This window comes from Streptomyces sp. NPDC001933 (assembly GCF_042890955.1).
GTDB lineage: Bacteria > Actinomycetota > Actinomycetes > Streptomycetales > Streptomycetaceae > Streptomyces.
In genome coordinates, this window is the sequence record NZ_JBIASS010000019.1 from 140,280 (window position 1) to 153,734 (window position 13,455).

The following is a 13,455-nucleotide window of genomic DNA, read 5'->3' on the forward strand; positions in this document are numbered from 1 at the left end:
GTGCGATGCACCCTCCCGAGTGGCAGCATGGGGTGGGTGAGCGTCGCACCCACAGAGATCGAGCGTCCCGAATCGGCCGAGGAGAGCGTTGTCGTCCCCGAGCCGGACGTCCCCTGGGTGACGCTGGTCCACAACGACCCGGTCAATCTCATGAGCTACGTGACCTATGTCTTCCAGGCCTACTTCGGCTACCCCAAGGACAAGGCGCACAAGCTGATGCTGGACGTCCACCAGAAGGGGCGCGCGGTCGTCTCCAGCGGCAGCCGTGAGGAGATGGAGCGCGACGTCCAGGCCATGCACGGCTACGGACTGTGGGCCACCCTCACGCAGGACCGCAACTAGACCGGCCCCCCCGCCACGCCCGATCCCACCCTGCCCCGCCCGACCCACCATCGGAGAAAACCCATGGCCGGCCACTTCGAGGCCACCCCCGGCGGCGGCGCGGCCGTCGCGCTCGACGAGGTGGAGATCGCGATCCTGCGCTCCCTCGCCGTCCAGCTGCTGGAACTGATCGGTCCCGGCGACGAGCCCGAAGAGGGCGCGGACCCGCTCGCCGCCCTCTTCGCGGAAGGGCCCAGCGAACCGCCCGCCGATCCCGCCCTGGCCCGCCTCTTCCCCGAGGCGTACGGCGACGAGGACAGCGAACTTCGCGCCGCCTCCGCCGAGTTCCGCCGCTTCACCGAGAACGACCTGCGCGCCCGCAAGCGCACCGACGCCCTCGCCGTCGTGCGCACCCTGGACGCGCTCACGATCGCCGGGAACGGCGGCGCCGTGCTCGAACTCACCGGCGACGAATGCCGCAACTGGCTCGGCGCCCTCAACGACCTCCGGCTCACCATCGGCACCCGCCTGGAGGTCTCCGACCAGGACGAGGGCGAGGCCGACTCGCTCTACCGGCTCCCGGACAGCGACCCGCGCAAGCCGATGGTCATGGCCTATCTCTGGCTCGGCGGGCTCCAGGAGACGCTCGTGGAGACGCTGATGCCGTAAGGGCCGTCCGTGGCCGGTGGCGGGGGCGGCGTGCTCCGGACGGACGTCGAGTGTTCGCTCAACGGACGCTCAAATCCGAATAACGATCCCGTCACCTGAATGGCCTTTTTACTGCGGCACGAAACCCTTGTCCGCTTTTTACTGTGGTGTGCACCACATAACGTCCGGTGGCGCGCCCCGGTGTCCGTGATAAATCTTCACGACCACTCGGGGGACGCCACACCTGTTCCCGAGGACGCCACGAGCCGGCCACCACCGGCGGCACTCCATCCATATCCGGGGGGATCAGGACCTGATTCGCAGCCTCAACGGCGCGGATCGGCGTGGAGAAAGGCGCAGCACATGAAATCGGCGCAGGTCGACAACGGGAACAGCGGCGGGCAGGGCGTAGAGGTTGCGGACGCCGAAGTGGCCGGCGAGGGATACCGGCGGGCCCTCGGTGCCCGTCAGATCCAGATGATCGCCATCGGCGGAGCCATCGGCACCGGGCTCTTCCTCGGTGCGGGCAAGGCGATATCCAAGGCCGGACCCAGTCTGATCCTGGCCTATGCCATCGCCGGCCTGGTGATCTTCTTCATCATGCGGGCCCTGGGCGAACTCCTCATGTACCGGCCGGTCTCGGGCTCCTTCTCCGAGTACGCCCGCGAATTCATCGGCCCCTTCGCAGGATTCGTCACCGGCTGGACCTACTGGCTGTTCTGGGTCGTCACCGGAATCACCGAAGTCACCGCAGCGGCCCAGTACATGACGTTCTGGTTCGAAATTCCGCAATGGATCTCCGCACTGATCTTCACGGTCATCCTGTACGGGGTGAACCTGATCTCCGTGAAACTCTTCGGTGAACTCGAATTCTGGTTCTCGATGGTCAAGGTCACCGCCATCGTCGGCATGATCCTCATCTGCGCCGGAATCCTCACCCTCGGCTTCTCCGACGCCGGGGACACCGCCTCCGTCACCCACCTCTGGTCTGACGGCGGATTCTTTCCGCACGGCATCACGGGCACCCTGATGACCCTGCAGATCGTGATGTTCGCCTTCCTCGCCGTCGAACTCGTCGGCGTCACCGCGGGCGAGTCCAAGGACCCGAAGACCGTCCTGCCCAAGGCCATCAACACCGTGCCGTGGCGCATCGCCGTCTTCTACGTCGGCGCCCTCGTCATGATCCTCTCCGTGGTCCCGTGGACCGAGTTCCAGCCCGACGTCTCACCGTTCGTCGCCGCCTTCGAGAAGATGGGCCTCGGCCTCGGCGCCGGAATCGTCAACTTCGTCGTGCTGACCGCGGCACTCTCCTCCTGCAACTCCGGCATGTACTCCACCGGCCGCATGCTGCGCGACCTCGCCCTAAACGGACAGGGCCCGAAACTCTTCACCCGGCTCACCAGGAGCGGCACCCCGCTCGTCGGCACCACCTTCTCCGCCGCCCTGATGCTCGTCGGCGTCTGGATCAACTACCAGTGGCCCGGTGACGCCTTCACCTACGTCGTCTCGTTCGCCACCATCTCCGGCATGTGGGCCTGGATCATGATCCTGATCAGCCAGATCCGCTACCGGCGCCTCGCCAGCCTCGGAGTGCTCCCGCAGTCCACCTTCCGGGCCCCCGGCGCCCCGTTCACCAGCCTCTTCGCACTGGCCTTCATCGCCATGGTCATCGTGATGATGGGCATCGACAAGGACACCAGGATCTCGCTGTACTGCGCCCCGCTCTGGGCCGCGCTCCTCGGCATCTCGTACGTGGTCCTCAAGGCCCGCAATCCCGAGAACAAGGCCTTCGCGAAGACCTGAGCCGCCGACCTGCGGCTTCAGCGGTCATGTCCACGATGCGGGCCCTCTCGTACCACGCCTCGGTACGACGGGGCCCGCATGCCTATCCTGGCGAAATGCTGACCATCACCCAGGCGCTCCACGACCAGATCGTCGCGCACTCCCGAGCCGACCACCCCGACGAGGCGTGCGGCGTGGTCGCGGGCCCGGCCGGGACCGGCCGCCCCGAGCGGTTCATCCCGATGCTCAACGCCGCCCGCTCGCCCACCTTCTACGAGTTCGACTCGGCCGACCTCCTCAAGCTCTACCGCGAGATGGACGACCGCGACGAGGAGCCGGTGATCGTCTACCACTCCCACACCGCGACCGAGGCCTATCCCTCCCGCACCGATGTCACCTACGCCAACGAACCCGGCGCCCACTACGTCCTCGTCTCCACCGCGGACACCGACGGCGCGGGCCCCTTCCAGTTCCGCTCGTACCGCATCGTGGACGGCGAGATCACCGAGGAGGACGTCGAGGTCGTCGAGGCGTACGAACCCGCCTGACCCCGCCCCGACCCCGGCCGGTGGCCGGACGGGACCGCGCTCACCACGGTCCCGTCCACCTGTCGAACACCGAGCATCCATCAGGTGAGATCACACTCGGGATTACGGACCGGGAATCGATACGATGAGCGCATGGTTCCCCATGACGTGAGCGACAAGACGCCGGGCATGCTGCTCGTCGCGCGGCTGCACGTCGACCTGTGCAGGCTCTCCAGCGCGATCTGTACGTGCCGCCTGCCCGCCGGCCGCAAGGCCTGAGCAGGGCCCGCGGCCCGAGAACACCTCACGTACGCACCAACCCCCGCGCGGGGGCAGAGCCGCGCGCCCCAAGCCACCTCTCCGCTTCCGACAGGAGCACACGCCATGGCCATCGAGGTCCGCATCCCGACCATCCTCCGCACCTACACCGACGGCGCCAAGGCCGTCGAGGGCAACGGAGCGACCCTCGCCGACCTCTTCACGGACCTGGAGAGCCGCCACAACGGCATCCGCGAGCGCATCGTCGACGGCGACCAGCTCCGCCGCTTCGTGAACGTCTACCTCAACGACGAGGACGTCCGCTTCCTCGACGGCATCTCCACCAAGCTCAGCGACGGCGACAACGTCACCATCCTCCCGGCCGTCGCCGGCGGCATGAACTGATGAGGTACGACAGCCCGCTCGCCGCGGTGGGCAACACCCCGCTCGTCCGCCTGCCGCGGCTGTCACCCTCGGACGACGTCCGCATCTGGGCCAAGCTGGAGGACCGCAACCCCACCGGCTCGATCAAGGACCGCCCCGCGCTCCACATGGTCGAACAGGCGGAGAAGGACGGCCGGTTGACCCCCGGCTGCACCATCCTGGAACCCACCAGCGGCAACACCGGCATCTCGCTCGCCATGGCGGCCAAGCTCAAGGGCTACCGCATCGTGTGCGTCATGCCCGAGAACACCTCCCAGGAACGGCGCGACCTGCTCGCCATGTGGGGCGCCGAGATCATCTCCTCCCCGGCGGCGGGCGGCTCCAACACCGCGGTCCGCGTCGCCAAGGAACTGGCCGCCGAGCACCCCGACTGGGTCATGCTCTACCAGTACGGAAACCCGGACAACGCGGGCGCCCACTACGCGACCACCGGCCCGGAGATCCTCACCGACCTCCCGTCCGTCACCCACTTCGTGGCCGGCCTCGGCACCACCGGGACGCTCATGGGCGTCGGCCGCTACCTGCGCGAACACAAGCCGGACGTCAAGATCGTCGCCGCCGAGCCGCGCTACGACGACCTGGTCTACGGGCTCCGCAACCTCGACGAGGGCTTCGTCCCCGAGCTCTACGACGCCTCCGTCCTCACCACCCGCTTCTCCGTCGGTTCGGCGGACGCGGTCACCCGCACCCGCGAACTCCTCCAGCAGGAGGGCATCTTCGCGGGCGTCTCCACCGGCGCCGCACTCCACGCGGCGATCGGCGTGGGAAACAAGGCGGTCAAGGCGGGGGAGCCGGCCGACATCGTCTTCGTCGTCGCGGACGGCGGCTGGAAATACCTGTCGACCGGCGTCTACACGGCCCCGACGACGGAAGCGGCCATCGAGACACTCCACGGCCAGCTCTGGGCATAGACCCCGACGGCCCCGGTCGGGGTGCGCCCGGAACAGGGCGCACCCCACCTCACCCCAGCCCCCGCACCCGCTCCCACACCCCCGCGTCCACGACACCCACCCGCCGCCGGAACCCGCGCACGGCGACCTCCCGCAGCTCGTCCGTCTCCAGGAAGCTCGCCCGGCCCCGCGCGTCACCCACCGCTCCCGCAGGCAGCGCGATCACCCCGGGCCGCTCCTCGTGGTACTTGCTGGTGATCTTCGCGACGAGCACCGAGTCACCCCGTACCGACAGCACCAGACACGGCCGGTCCTTCGCCCCCGGCCCGTCCTCGTACGGCACCTCGGCCCACCAGATCTCACCCGGCCGCGGCCGGTGCTCCGGCCCCGGCCCACGGCCGGGCCCCGCCGGCGGACGCGTCCGACCACCCGGACGCCCACCGGCCCGCGTCCCCGCCCCCGCCGACCTGTGGGAACTCCCACGGGGCCGACGCCCGCCCCGCCCCCGCCCATCGGCGACCGCCGCGACGAGCGCGAGCAGCACGACAAGAACGAGCGCGATCCACCACCAGGACATGTCCATGTCCCGACCGTACCGGCGTCACCACCGCTTCCATCGAACCGGTGACAGAGCAGGTGAGTTCCCCCACAACGGACGGCCGTGGAGGAGCGACCGACTGTTTCGCGCCTTACGCTCGACGAACCGCTCAACAGACCGCACGAACCCTCCCCGTTCCCACGTCTCGGAGGTTCACGCTCCATGAAGCTCACCGTCGTCGGCTGCTCCGGCTCGTTCCCGTCCGCGGGATCAGCATGTTCGAGCTACCTCGTAGAGGCCGACGGCTTCAGGCTGCTCCTCGACATGGGCAACGGCGCCCTCGGCGAGCTGCAGCGCCATGTCGGTCTCTACGACCTCGACGCCATTTTCCTCAGTCACCTCCATTCCGACCACTGCATCGACATGTGCGCGTACTTCGTCGTCCGCTACTACCGGCACGACGGCGGACGCCCCGCCCCCCTCCCGGTCTACGGACCCGAAGGCACCGAACAGCGGCTGACCACCGCGCACGCCGACACCCCGTCCGAGCACGCGATGAGCGAGGTCTTCGACTTCCACACGCTGAAGCCGGGATCGTTCGAGATCGGCCCCTTCTCGGTCCGTACGGAGAAGCTCTGCCACCCCGTCGAAACCTTCGGGATCCGTATCGAGCACGGCGGCAGCTCGCTGGCGTACTCCGGCGACACGGGGGCCTGCGAGGCCCTGGACGAACTCGCCGAGGGCGTTGACCTGTTCCTGTGCGAAGCATCGTTCATCCACGGCAAGGAGGACATCCCGGACCTCCACCTCAACGGCCGCGAGGCGGGCGAGATCGCGGCCCGCGCCGGCGTGGGCCGCCTCGTCCTGACCCACATCCCGCCGTGGACCGACGCCGACCGCAACCTGTCCGACGCCCGCGTGGTCTTCGACGGACCGGCCGAGGTCGCGGTGCCGGGGGCGGTGTACGAGATCTAGGGCCTCTCGTTTGGATCATGCCGGGCTCGGCCTGATCCAAACGAAAGACACTAGGCCCCGCCCCGTGTGCGGCGCCCGTGGACACGACGAAGCCCTCACCTCCCGCCGTGGGAGGTGAGGGCTTCGTCGTGCGGCGGGCGAGGGTTACTTCGCCTCGGCCTTCAGGAGCTCGGCGAGCTCCTCGTCCGACTCACGACCCGGAGTCGGCAGGTTGAACTTGGTGATCGCGAAGCGGAAGACCGCGTAGTAGACCACCGCGAAGCAGAGGCCGACCAGCACCAGCATCCACGGCTTGCTCGCGATGCCGAGGTTCAGGAAGAAGTCGACGGCGCCCGCGGAGAAGCCGAAGCCGTCCTTCATGCCGAGCCCCCAGGTGAGGGCCATGGAGACACCGGTGAGCACCGCGTGGATCGCGTACAGCACCGGGGCGATGAACATGAAGGTGAACTCGATCGGCTCGGTGACACCGGTCACGAACGCGGTGAGCGCGAGCGAGAACATCATGCCGCCGACGACCTTGCGGCGCTCCGGGCGGGCGCAGTGCACGATGGCGAGGCACGCGGCCGGGAGGGCGAACATCATGATCGGGAAGAAGCCGGTCATGAACTGTCCGGCAGTCGGGTCACCGGCCAGGAAGCGGTTGATGTCGCCGCTCTTGCCGTGGAACTCACCGGCCTGGAACCACGGGAACGAGTTCAGCAGGTGGTGCATGCCGACCGGGATCAGTGCACGGTTGGCGACACCGAAGATGCCCGCGCCGACCGCGCCGGAACCGACCAGCCACTCGCCGAAGTTGTGCAGCCCGGTGCCCAGGACCGGCCAGATGTAACCGAAGACGATGCCGATGACCAGACCCGCGAAGGCGGAGAGGATCGGGACCAGGCGGCGGCCGCCGAAGAAGCCGGCCCAGGCGGGCAGCTTCGTCCGGTAGAACTTCTGGTAGAGCAGTGCGACGACGATGCCCATCACCACACCGCCGAGGACCTTGGCGTCCACGGGAGCGTCCGTCATGACCACCTTGCCGTCGACCACCGTCGCGACCTGGGGAAGGTTGCTGTCGGTGAAGGTGGCGAGCACCTTCTGGAAGACCAGGTAGCCGGTGACGGCGGCGAGTGCGGTCGAACCGTCCGACTTCTTGGCGAAGCCGATCGCGATGCCGACGGCGAACAGCAGCGCCATGTTGTCGAGGATCGCGTTGCCGCCCGCGGCCATGAAGCCCGCGATCTTGGTGACGAAGTCCGGGAACGAGGCCCTGCCGAGCATGTCGTCGTTGCCGAGACGCACCAGCAGCGCGGCTGCGGGCAGCACCGCGACCGGCAGCATGAGGCTGCGGCCGATGCGCTGCATGACCGACATCACGCCGGCACCCTTCTTCCGGGTGACCGCGGGTGCGGTGTCTGCCGTGGACATCAACTTCCTCCATTGGACAAGGCGCCGCCCAGGTCGTTGAGGGGGGAGGCGGCGACTCGAGAAACGCGGCAGAACGCCACGTGGTCTGGACCACTCAGTGGTGTAGACCAGTTGTAGCACGGTGAGCGTGAGATAAGGAACCTGCAAATTCCGACTACTTCGCATGAGCTATCACCCACGCTCGGTGACATGGTGAAGGCCCCCGGACCGCATGGGTCCGAGGGCCTGTTCCGATCGGGCCGAAAGCCCGTCCGACGTGCTATTTCGTGAGGTTCCTCTCGATTTCCTCCTCCAGTTCGTCGGGCTCGCGGCCCGGTGTCTGGAGGTTGAACTTGGTGATCGCGATCCGGAAGATCGCGTAATACACGGCGGCGAATGCCAGCCCGATCGGAATGATCAGCCATGGTTTCGTCGCCAGGCTCCAGTTGATGACGTAGTCGATCAGACCCGCCGAGAAGCTGAAGCCGTCCTTCACACCGAGCGCCCACGTGACCGCCATCGAGACACCGGTGAGCACCGCGTGGATCCCGTACAGCAGCGGTGCGACGAAGAGGAACGAGTACTCGATCGGCTCGGTGATGCCCGTCACGAACGACGTCAGGCCGACCGAGAGCATCATGCCGCCGACCGCCTTCCGGCGGTGCGGCTTGGCGCAGTGGTAGATCGCCAGCGCCGCCGCGGGCAGGGCGAACATCATGATCGGGAAGAAGCCCGAGGTGAACTGGCCGGCCGTCGGGTCGCCCGCCAGGAACCGGTTGATGTCACCGTGCACGACCGTGCCGTCCGGCTTGGTGAAGTCGCCGAACTGGAACCAGACGAAGGTGTTCAGGAACTGGTGGAGGCCGATGACCAGCAATGCCCGGTTGGCGAGACCGAAGATGCCGGAACCCACCCAGTCCAGGTCCACCAGCCACTTGGAGAAGCTGGTCAGACTGTCACCGATCGGCTGCCACAGCCAGGCGCACAGGCCCGCGAAGACCAGGCCGACGAACGCCATGATGATCGGGACGAGCCGCCGGCCGTTGAAGAAGCCCAGCCAGTCCACCAGCTTGACCCGGTGGTACCGCTGCCAGAACCAGGCGGACAGCAGCCCCATCACGATGCCGCCGAACACCCCGGGGTTCTGGTACGCGGCCGCCGTGACCTTGGCATCGCCGGTCACGCAGGTGCCGAACCAGGTGCCGCCGGAGGTGAACGTCGAACCAGGGGCGCAGTCCACCGGGAAGGCGTGCAGCACCGCGTAGTAGACGAGGAAGCCGGCCACCGCGGCGAGCGCGGTCGAACCGTCCGACTTCTTCGCCATGCCGATCGCGACACCGACGCAGAACATCAGCGGAAGACCGAGCCCCGAGTCGAGCAGCGCGCCGCCCGCCGCCGCGAACACCTTGGCGATGTTGGTCCAGCCCAGACCCTCGTCGCCGAATACGTCCGGCTGGCCCAACCGGTTGAGAATGCCGGCCGCGGGCAGGACGGCGATCGGCAGCTGGAGGCTGCGGCCCATCTTCTGGAGGCCCTGGAAGAAGCCGTTCCACCACGTCTTCTGTGGCACTGCGGCGCTGCTCGAACTCATCGGCATCCTCCCGGAACAGGGCGCGGTCGGCGGTCGTTGCAGACTGGTGTAGACCAATTGAGGTACGGTGCGTAACCCGCCTGGAAGACAGGGCACCGGTGATCGTCATCATTGGGGACGGTCCAGCCACCCGCTCGCGAAGCTGGGCCAAACGTGCGTTACGGTGACGAAACGGACCCAGGGTGGGCCGTCGCACGCATGTGAAGAACCAGGGAGAAGGCCATGGCCAGCAAGGCTGAGAAGATCGTCGCCGGGCTCGGCGGTATCGAGAACATCGACGAGATCGAAGGCTGCATCACCCGCCTCCGCACCGAGGTCCACGACCCGAGCAAGGTCGACGAAGCCGCCCTCAAGGCCGCCGGAGCCCACGGCGTCGTCAAGATGGGCACCGCGATCCAGGTCGTCATCGGCACCGACGCCGACCCCATCGCCGCCGACATCGAAGACATGATGTGACCGGCCGCCCAGCCCTCCGCTGAGCCCGCCGCCCGGCCGTTTCCGGCCCCCCGCCGACCCGGCCGCCCGGCACCGTACAGGCCCCGCCCACCCGGACGGGGCCTGTGGCGCACCCGAACGGGCCCTGCGACGCACTCGAACGGACGCCACCGCCGCACCCGATAAAGTCGACGCCATGTCTCGTATCGACGGCCGCACCCCCGAACAGCTCCGCCCCGTCACCATCGAACGCGGATGGAGCAAGCACGCCGAAGGATCCGTCCTCATCTCCTTCGGCGACACCAAGGTCTTCTGCACCGCCTCCGTCACCGAAGGCGTCCCGCGCTGGCGCAAGGGCAGCGGCGAAGGCTGGGTCACCGCCGAATACTCCATGCTGCCCCGCTCCACCAACACCCGCGGCGACCGCGAATCCGTACGCGGCAAGATCGGCGGCCGCACCCACGAGATCAGCCGCCTCATCGGCCGCTCCCTGCGCGCCGTCATCGACTACAAGGCCCTCGGCGAGAACACCATCGTCCTGGACTGCGACGTCCTCCAGGCCGACGGCGGCACCCGCACCGCCGCCATCACCGGCGCCTACGTCGCCCTCGCCGACGCCGTCACCTGGGCCCAGCACAAGAAGATCGTCAAGCACGGCCGCAAGCCGCTGACCGACACCGTCTCCGCGATCAGCGTCGGCATCGTCGACGGCACCCCCCTCCTCGACCTCTGCTACGAGGAGGACGTCCGCGCCGAGACCGACATGAACGTCGTCTGCACCGGCGACGGCCGCTTCGTCGAGGTCCAGGGCACTGCCGAGGCCACCCCCTTCGACCGTAAGGAGCTCGGCGCCCTCCTCGACCTCGCCACGGCCGGCTGCGCGGACCTCACCGTCATCCAGCACGAGGCGCTCGCCCGCACCCTGGGCGAGTAAAGAAGCAACCAAATACGCACCACAGAGCGTCGTTACGAATACGGGCGCACGGGTCGAACCGTGCGCCCGTCCGCGTATCCGCAACCGGGGAGGAACCGCACCATGGCCAAGGCCACCCGCCACCGCCGCATCACCGTCGCGCTGACCCTGACCGCCCTCGCCCTCACCGCCGCGTCCGGCTGCGGCGCCGTCGACAAGGCACTGGACTGCGTCCGCACCGCCGACGCCATCGCCACCAGCGTCGACAACCTCCAGCAGGCAGTCTCCAACGCCACCAGTGACCCCACCCAGGCATCCGAGGCCCTCGACGAGATCGAGAAGGAACTCGGCAACCTCGGCGACAAGACCGACAACGCCGACCTCAGCAAGGCCGTCGACGACCTCCAGGCGGGCGTCGGCAACGTCCGCGACTCCATCGACAAGGGCGACGCCACCCCCGACATCACCCCGGTCACCGACGCGGCCACGGAGATCGGCAAGGTCTGCACCCCCTGACCACCCCCGATACTGGGTGACATGACCCGCCTCATCCTCGCCACCCGCAACGCCGGGAAGATCACCGAACTCCACGCGATCCTCGCCGACGCCGGCCTCACCCATGAGCTCGTCGGCGCGGACGCGTACCCGCACGTCCCCGACGTCAAGGAGACCGGCGTCACCTTCGCCGAGAACGCCCTGCTCAAGGCCCACGCCCTGGCCAAGGCCACCGGCCACCCGGCCATCGCCGACGACTCCGGCCTCTGCGTGGACGTCCTCGGCGGCGCCCCCGGCATCTTCTCCGCCCGCTGGGCCGGCACCCACGGCGACGACAAGGCCAACCTGGACCTGCTCCTGGCCCAGCTCTCCGACATCGACGAGCCCCACCGCGCCGCCCACTTCGCCTGCGCGGCCGCCCTCGCCCTCCCCGACGGCACGGAACGCGTGGTCGAGGGCCGCCTGCTGGGCACCCTGCGCCACACCCCGTCCGGCACCAACGGCTTCGGCTACGACCCGATCCTCCAGCCCGAGGGCGAAACCCGCACCTGCGCGGAACTGACCCCGGCGGAGAAGAACGCGATCAGCCACCGGGGCAAGGCGTTCCGGGCGTTGGTGCCGGTTGTGCGGGAGTTGGTGGGGTGAGACGACGAGTGGCCGTCGCCTTCGAAACGAAGGTGACGGCCACTCTGTGTCTGTGGGCCCGGTGGGACTCGAACCCACGACACACCGGACCTAAACCGGCGCCCTCTGGCCAGCTGGGGTACGGACCCATCGACCCCACTCTACTGTGCGATTCTGTGCCGGTTCGAGAAAGTTCCGGTCTGGCTGTGGCAGGACGGGCACAAGTACTGGAGGTTCTCCAGGCGGTTGTCGAGCCGGTCGCCGTTGATGTGGTCGATCTCCAGAACGAGGCGATTCCCTCGCCACGTCTCACCGGTTCCGCACCTTGCGCATCTGCGAGGAACCTCGATGTCGTCGAGTGCTCTTCGCAGGAGGGCTGTTCTCGTTCGGGATGCCCCGGCCTTCTGGAGCCGAAGGATCTCGGCTGAAGTCTTGCGGTATGGGGAGCGCGTGCCGCGGCAATGGCCCTGCCCGGAGAAGTGGGAGGTCGACAGGCCATATGCCTTGATGTCCCGTTTCAGTCGGGCACGGGCGCCGCCGTTGTCGACCTGTCCCAGGGCTCTGAGGACGCCGGCCAGGCTGCGGGACGCAGCGACGGCAGCCGACAGTTCGTGGCGTGGGGGGGAAGGTGTCCCGTACCTCCGTCCGCTCGTGAAGTGGGATGTGTCGATGCCGAGACGGTCAATTCTTCTGCGCAGGTAGCCGTAAGGGCTGTCGCTCGGGGGCAGGCCCATGTGCTCGAATATTTCTCGGATACTGCGCGAGCGGGCGGCTGCTTCGGTGAGCAGTTCCTTCGGGTACGCGCGGCGCCCTCGGCTCGGCAGGGCTTCCTCGGCGAAGTGGGACGTGTCGATGCCGTAGTGCTTGAGCCGGTCACGCACGTAACGCAGCGATCTGCTGCCCAGCGGCGCACCGAGGCGGCGCAGGACGTCGACGAGACTGGTCGCTGTGGCCGCGGTTCGTTCGAGCAGGTCGCGAGGGTAGTTGTTCTGGTCGCTCATGCTGCCCTCCTGCGTTTGCGGCCGCGGTAAGTGTCGGTCGCGGCATGGCAGTTGGGGCAGAGGAGTCGGAGGTTCTCCGGGCGGTTGTCCCACCAGTCACCGTTGATGTGATCCACTTCGAGCCGGAGAGGTTGGCCCATCCACTCCCCGCCGTTGCCGCAGTCGGCGCAGGAATCCTCAACCCCGCTGCGGATCAGCTCGCGACGCAGCCGTTGGCCGGGAATCCTGCCGTCGGACGACGAGCCGAGAGTCAGCGGGTTCCCCCGAGCCCCTTTGGGCCTGCGTGGAGACGTACGCGGGAAGTGTGACGTATCGATGCCAAGCTTGGCCACGCGACGGCTGATGTGCGCCTGGTTACCGCCTACAGGGCTGATGCCCAGCCTGCGCACCACTTCGGCCATGCTCTTGGAGCGGGCGACGAGTTCACGCAGTATCTCTTCGGTGTGGCGCACGCTTGTGTCGACGAAGTGTGAGATGTCCACCCCCGCCTCGGCCATCTTCCGGCGCAGATAGCTCCGGCTCCCCGGTGTCGGTGCGCCCCCGCACCAGCGGACCGCATCGTTCGTGTTCGTGGTCTCCCGCGCCGCCTCTTCGAGTAACTCGCGGGTGTATCGAGCCGTCACG

17 protein-coding genes and 1 tRNA gene are annotated in these 13,455 nt (G+C 68.1%); 12 read left to right on the forward strand and 6 right to left on the reverse strand.

The window, feature by feature from the left end; all coding sequences use genetic code 11:
* Positions 1-27: 27 nt before the first annotated feature.
* The 7 genes from clpS (at position 28) to ACFYY7_RS34950 (ending at position 4,891) form a co-directional block, all read left to right on the forward strand.
* Entirely contained in the window at positions 28-342 is a 315-nt protein-coding gene (gene clpS, locus ACFYY7_RS34920; RefSeq protein ID WP_266732620.1) for an ATP-dependent Clp protease adapter ClpS, read from the forward strand.
* A gap of 63 nt (positions 343-405) precedes the next feature.
* Positions 406-990, forward strand: coding sequence for a DUF2017 domain-containing protein (locus ACFYY7_RS34925; RefSeq protein ID WP_388667834.1), 585 nt, complete (start codon positions 406-408; stop codon positions 988-990).
* Positions 991-1,332: 342 nt separating this feature from the next.
* Entirely contained in the window at positions 1,333-2,772 is a 1,440-nt protein-coding gene (locus tag ACFYY7_RS34930) for an amino acid permease (RefSeq protein ID WP_388667835.1), read from the forward strand.
* Positions 2,773-2,867: 95 nt separating this feature from the next.
* Positions 2,868-3,299, forward strand: coding sequence for a Mov34/MPN/PAD-1 family protein (locus tag ACFYY7_RS34935; protein WP_388667836.1), 432 nt, complete (start codon positions 2,868-2,870; stop codon positions 3,297-3,299).
* A 132-nt stretch (positions 3,300-3,431) separates the two neighbouring features.
* Positions 3,432-3,557, forward strand: coding sequence for a putative leader peptide (locus ACFYY7_RS34940; protein WP_256088703.1), 126 nt, complete (start codon positions 3,432-3,434; stop codon positions 3,555-3,557).
* Between the two features lie 105 nt (positions 3,558-3,662).
* Positions 3,663-3,941, forward strand: coding sequence for a MoaD/ThiS family protein (locus tag ACFYY7_RS34945; protein ID WP_266732627.1), 279 nt, complete (start codon positions 3,663-3,665; stop codon positions 3,939-3,941).
* Positions 3,941-4,891 carry a PLP-dependent cysteine synthase family protein gene (locus tag ACFYY7_RS34950; RefSeq protein WP_388667837.1) on the forward strand — a complete coding sequence of 317 codons (951 nt, stop codon included), beginning with the start codon at positions 3,941-3,943 and terminating at the stop codon, positions 4,889-4,891. Before ACFYY7_RS34945 ends, ACFYY7_RS34950 begins: the two co-directional genes overlap by 1 nt.
* A 49-nt stretch (positions 4,892-4,940) precedes the next feature.
* Here the strand turns inward: ACFYY7_RS34950 and ACFYY7_RS34955 are convergent, their stop codons facing one another.
* Positions 4,941-5,453 carry a type II toxin-antitoxin system PemK/MazF family toxin gene (locus ACFYY7_RS34955; RefSeq protein WP_388667838.1) on the reverse strand — a complete coding sequence of 171 codons (513 nt, stop codon included), beginning with the start codon at positions 5,451-5,453 and terminating at the stop codon, positions 4,941-4,943.
* Between the two features lie 177 nt (positions 5,454-5,630).
* Between ACFYY7_RS34955 and ACFYY7_RS34960 the strand changes: the two genes are divergently transcribed.
* Positions 5,631-6,383 (forward strand): MBL fold metallo-hydrolase, encoded by a 753-nt coding sequence (locus ACFYY7_RS34960; RefSeq protein ID WP_388667839.1) that lies wholly within the window; start codon positions 5,631-5,633, stop codon positions 6,381-6,383.
* 144 nt (positions 6,384-6,527) lie between these two features.
* On the opposite strand, the gene ACFYY7_RS34965 is transcribed toward ACFYY7_RS34960, so the two are convergent.
* Entirely contained in the window at positions 6,528-7,793 is a 1,266-nt protein-coding gene (locus tag ACFYY7_RS34965) for a PTS transporter subunit EIIC (RefSeq protein WP_388667840.1), read from the reverse strand.
* 259 nt (positions 7,794-8,052) lie between these two features.
* Positions 8,053-9,363: a PTS transporter subunit EIIC gene (locus ACFYY7_RS34970; RefSeq protein ID WP_388667841.1), complete on the reverse strand. Its 1,311-nt coding sequence runs from the start codon at positions 9,361-9,363 to the stop codon at positions 8,053-8,055.
* Between the two features lie 222 nt (positions 9,364-9,585).
* Here ACFYY7_RS34970 and ACFYY7_RS34975 point away from each other — a divergent pair, with 222 nt between their 5' ends.
* From ACFYY7_RS34975 to rdgB, 4 genes are all read left to right on the forward strand, one after another.
* Positions 9,586-9,819 (forward strand): glucose PTS transporter subunit EIIB, encoded by a 234-nt coding sequence (locus tag ACFYY7_RS34975; RefSeq protein WP_014156020.1) that lies wholly within the window; start codon positions 9,586-9,588, stop codon positions 9,817-9,819.
* A 175-nt stretch (positions 9,820-9,994) separates the two neighbouring features.
* Positions 9,995-10,732, forward strand: coding sequence for a ribonuclease PH (rph, locus tag ACFYY7_RS34980; protein WP_072484102.1), 738 nt, complete (start codon positions 9,995-9,997; stop codon positions 10,730-10,732).
* 102 nt (positions 10,733-10,834) lie between these two features.
* Positions 10,835-11,227 (forward strand): hypothetical protein, encoded by a 393-nt coding sequence (locus ACFYY7_RS34985; RefSeq protein ID WP_266732638.1) that lies wholly within the window; start codon positions 10,835-10,837, stop codon positions 11,225-11,227.
* Positions 11,228-11,248: 21 nt separating this feature from the next.
* Positions 11,249-11,851, forward strand: a complete 603-nt coding sequence (gene rdgB / locus ACFYY7_RS34990) for an RdgB/HAM1 family non-canonical purine NTP pyrophosphatase (protein ID WP_388667842.1) — start codon at positions 11,249-11,251, stop codon at positions 11,849-11,851.
* Between the two features lie 53 nt (positions 11,852-11,904).
* Here the strand turns inward: rdgB and ACFYY7_RS34995 are convergent.
* The 3 genes from ACFYY7_RS34995 to ACFYY7_RS35005 form a co-directional block, all read right to left on the reverse strand.
* A tRNA-Leu gene (locus ACFYY7_RS34995) sits at positions 11,905-11,979 on the reverse strand.
* A 12-nt stretch (positions 11,980-11,991) separates the two neighbouring features.
* Positions 11,992-12,831, reverse strand: a complete 840-nt coding sequence (locus ACFYY7_RS35000) for an HNH endonuclease (protein ID WP_388667843.1) — start codon at positions 12,829-12,831, stop codon at positions 11,992-11,994.
* A complete protein-coding gene (locus tag ACFYY7_RS35005; protein ID WP_388667844.1) occupies positions 12,828-13,454 on the reverse strand; it encodes an HNH endonuclease in 627 nt (208 codons plus the stop codon). The genes ACFYY7_RS35000 and ACFYY7_RS35005 overlap by 4 nt, the downstream gene beginning before the upstream one ends.
* Between the last annotated feature and the right edge of the window lies 1 nt (position 13,455).

Bases quoted from the DNA above. Each gene is read 5' to 3' on its own strand.
- clpS (WP_266732620.1), top strand. From the start codon at position 28: ATGGGGTGGGTGAGCGTCGCACCCACAGAGATCGAGCGTCCCGAATCG.
- ACFYY7_RS34925 (WP_388667834.1), top strand. From the start codon at position 406: ATGGCCGGCCACTTCGAGGCCACCCCCGGCGGCGGCGCGGCCGTCGCG.
- ACFYY7_RS34930 (WP_388667835.1), top strand. From the start codon at position 1,333: ATGAAATCGGCGCAGGTCGACAACGGGAACAGCGGCGGGCAGGGCGTA.
- ACFYY7_RS34935 (WP_388667836.1), top strand. From the start codon at position 2,868: ATGCTGACCATCACCCAGGCGCTCCACGACCAGATCGTCGCGCACTCC.
- ACFYY7_RS34940 (WP_256088703.1), top strand. From the start codon at position 3,432: ATGGTTCCCCATGACGTGAGCGACAAGACGCCGGGCATGCTGCTCGTC.
- ACFYY7_RS34945 (WP_266732627.1), top strand. From the start codon at position 3,663: ATGGCCATCGAGGTCCGCATCCCGACCATCCTCCGCACCTACACCGAC.
- ACFYY7_RS34950 (WP_388667837.1), top strand. From the start codon at position 3,941: ATGAGGTACGACAGCCCGCTCGCCGCGGTGGGCAACACCCCGCTCGTC.
- ACFYY7_RS34955 (WP_388667838.1), bottom strand. From the start codon at position 5,453: ATGGACATGTCCTGGTGGTGGATCGCGCTCGTTCTTGTCGTGCTGCTC.
- ACFYY7_RS34960 (WP_388667839.1), top strand. From the start codon at position 5,631: ATGAAGCTCACCGTCGTCGGCTGCTCCGGCTCGTTCCCGTCCGCGGGA.
- ACFYY7_RS34965 (WP_388667840.1), bottom strand. From the start codon at position 7,793: ATGTCCACGGCAGACACCGCACCCGCGGTCACCCGGAAGAAGGGTGCC.
- ACFYY7_RS34970 (WP_388667841.1), bottom strand. From the start codon at position 9,363: ATGAGTTCGAGCAGCGCCGCAGTGCCACAGAAGACGTGGTGGAACGGC.
- ACFYY7_RS34975 (WP_014156020.1), top strand. From the start codon at position 9,586: ATGGCCAGCAAGGCTGAGAAGATCGTCGCCGGGCTCGGCGGTATCGAG.
- rph (WP_072484102.1), top strand. From the start codon at position 9,995: ATGTCTCGTATCGACGGCCGCACCCCCGAACAGCTCCGCCCCGTCACC.
- ACFYY7_RS34985 (WP_266732638.1), top strand. From the start codon at position 10,835: ATGGCCAAGGCCACCCGCCACCGCCGCATCACCGTCGCGCTGACCCTG.
- rdgB (WP_388667842.1), top strand. From the start codon at position 11,249: ATGACCCGCCTCATCCTCGCCACCCGCAACGCCGGGAAGATCACCGAA.
- ACFYY7_RS35000 (WP_388667843.1), bottom strand. From the start codon at position 12,831: ATGAGCGACCAGAACAACTACCCTCGCGACCTGCTCGAACGAACCGCG.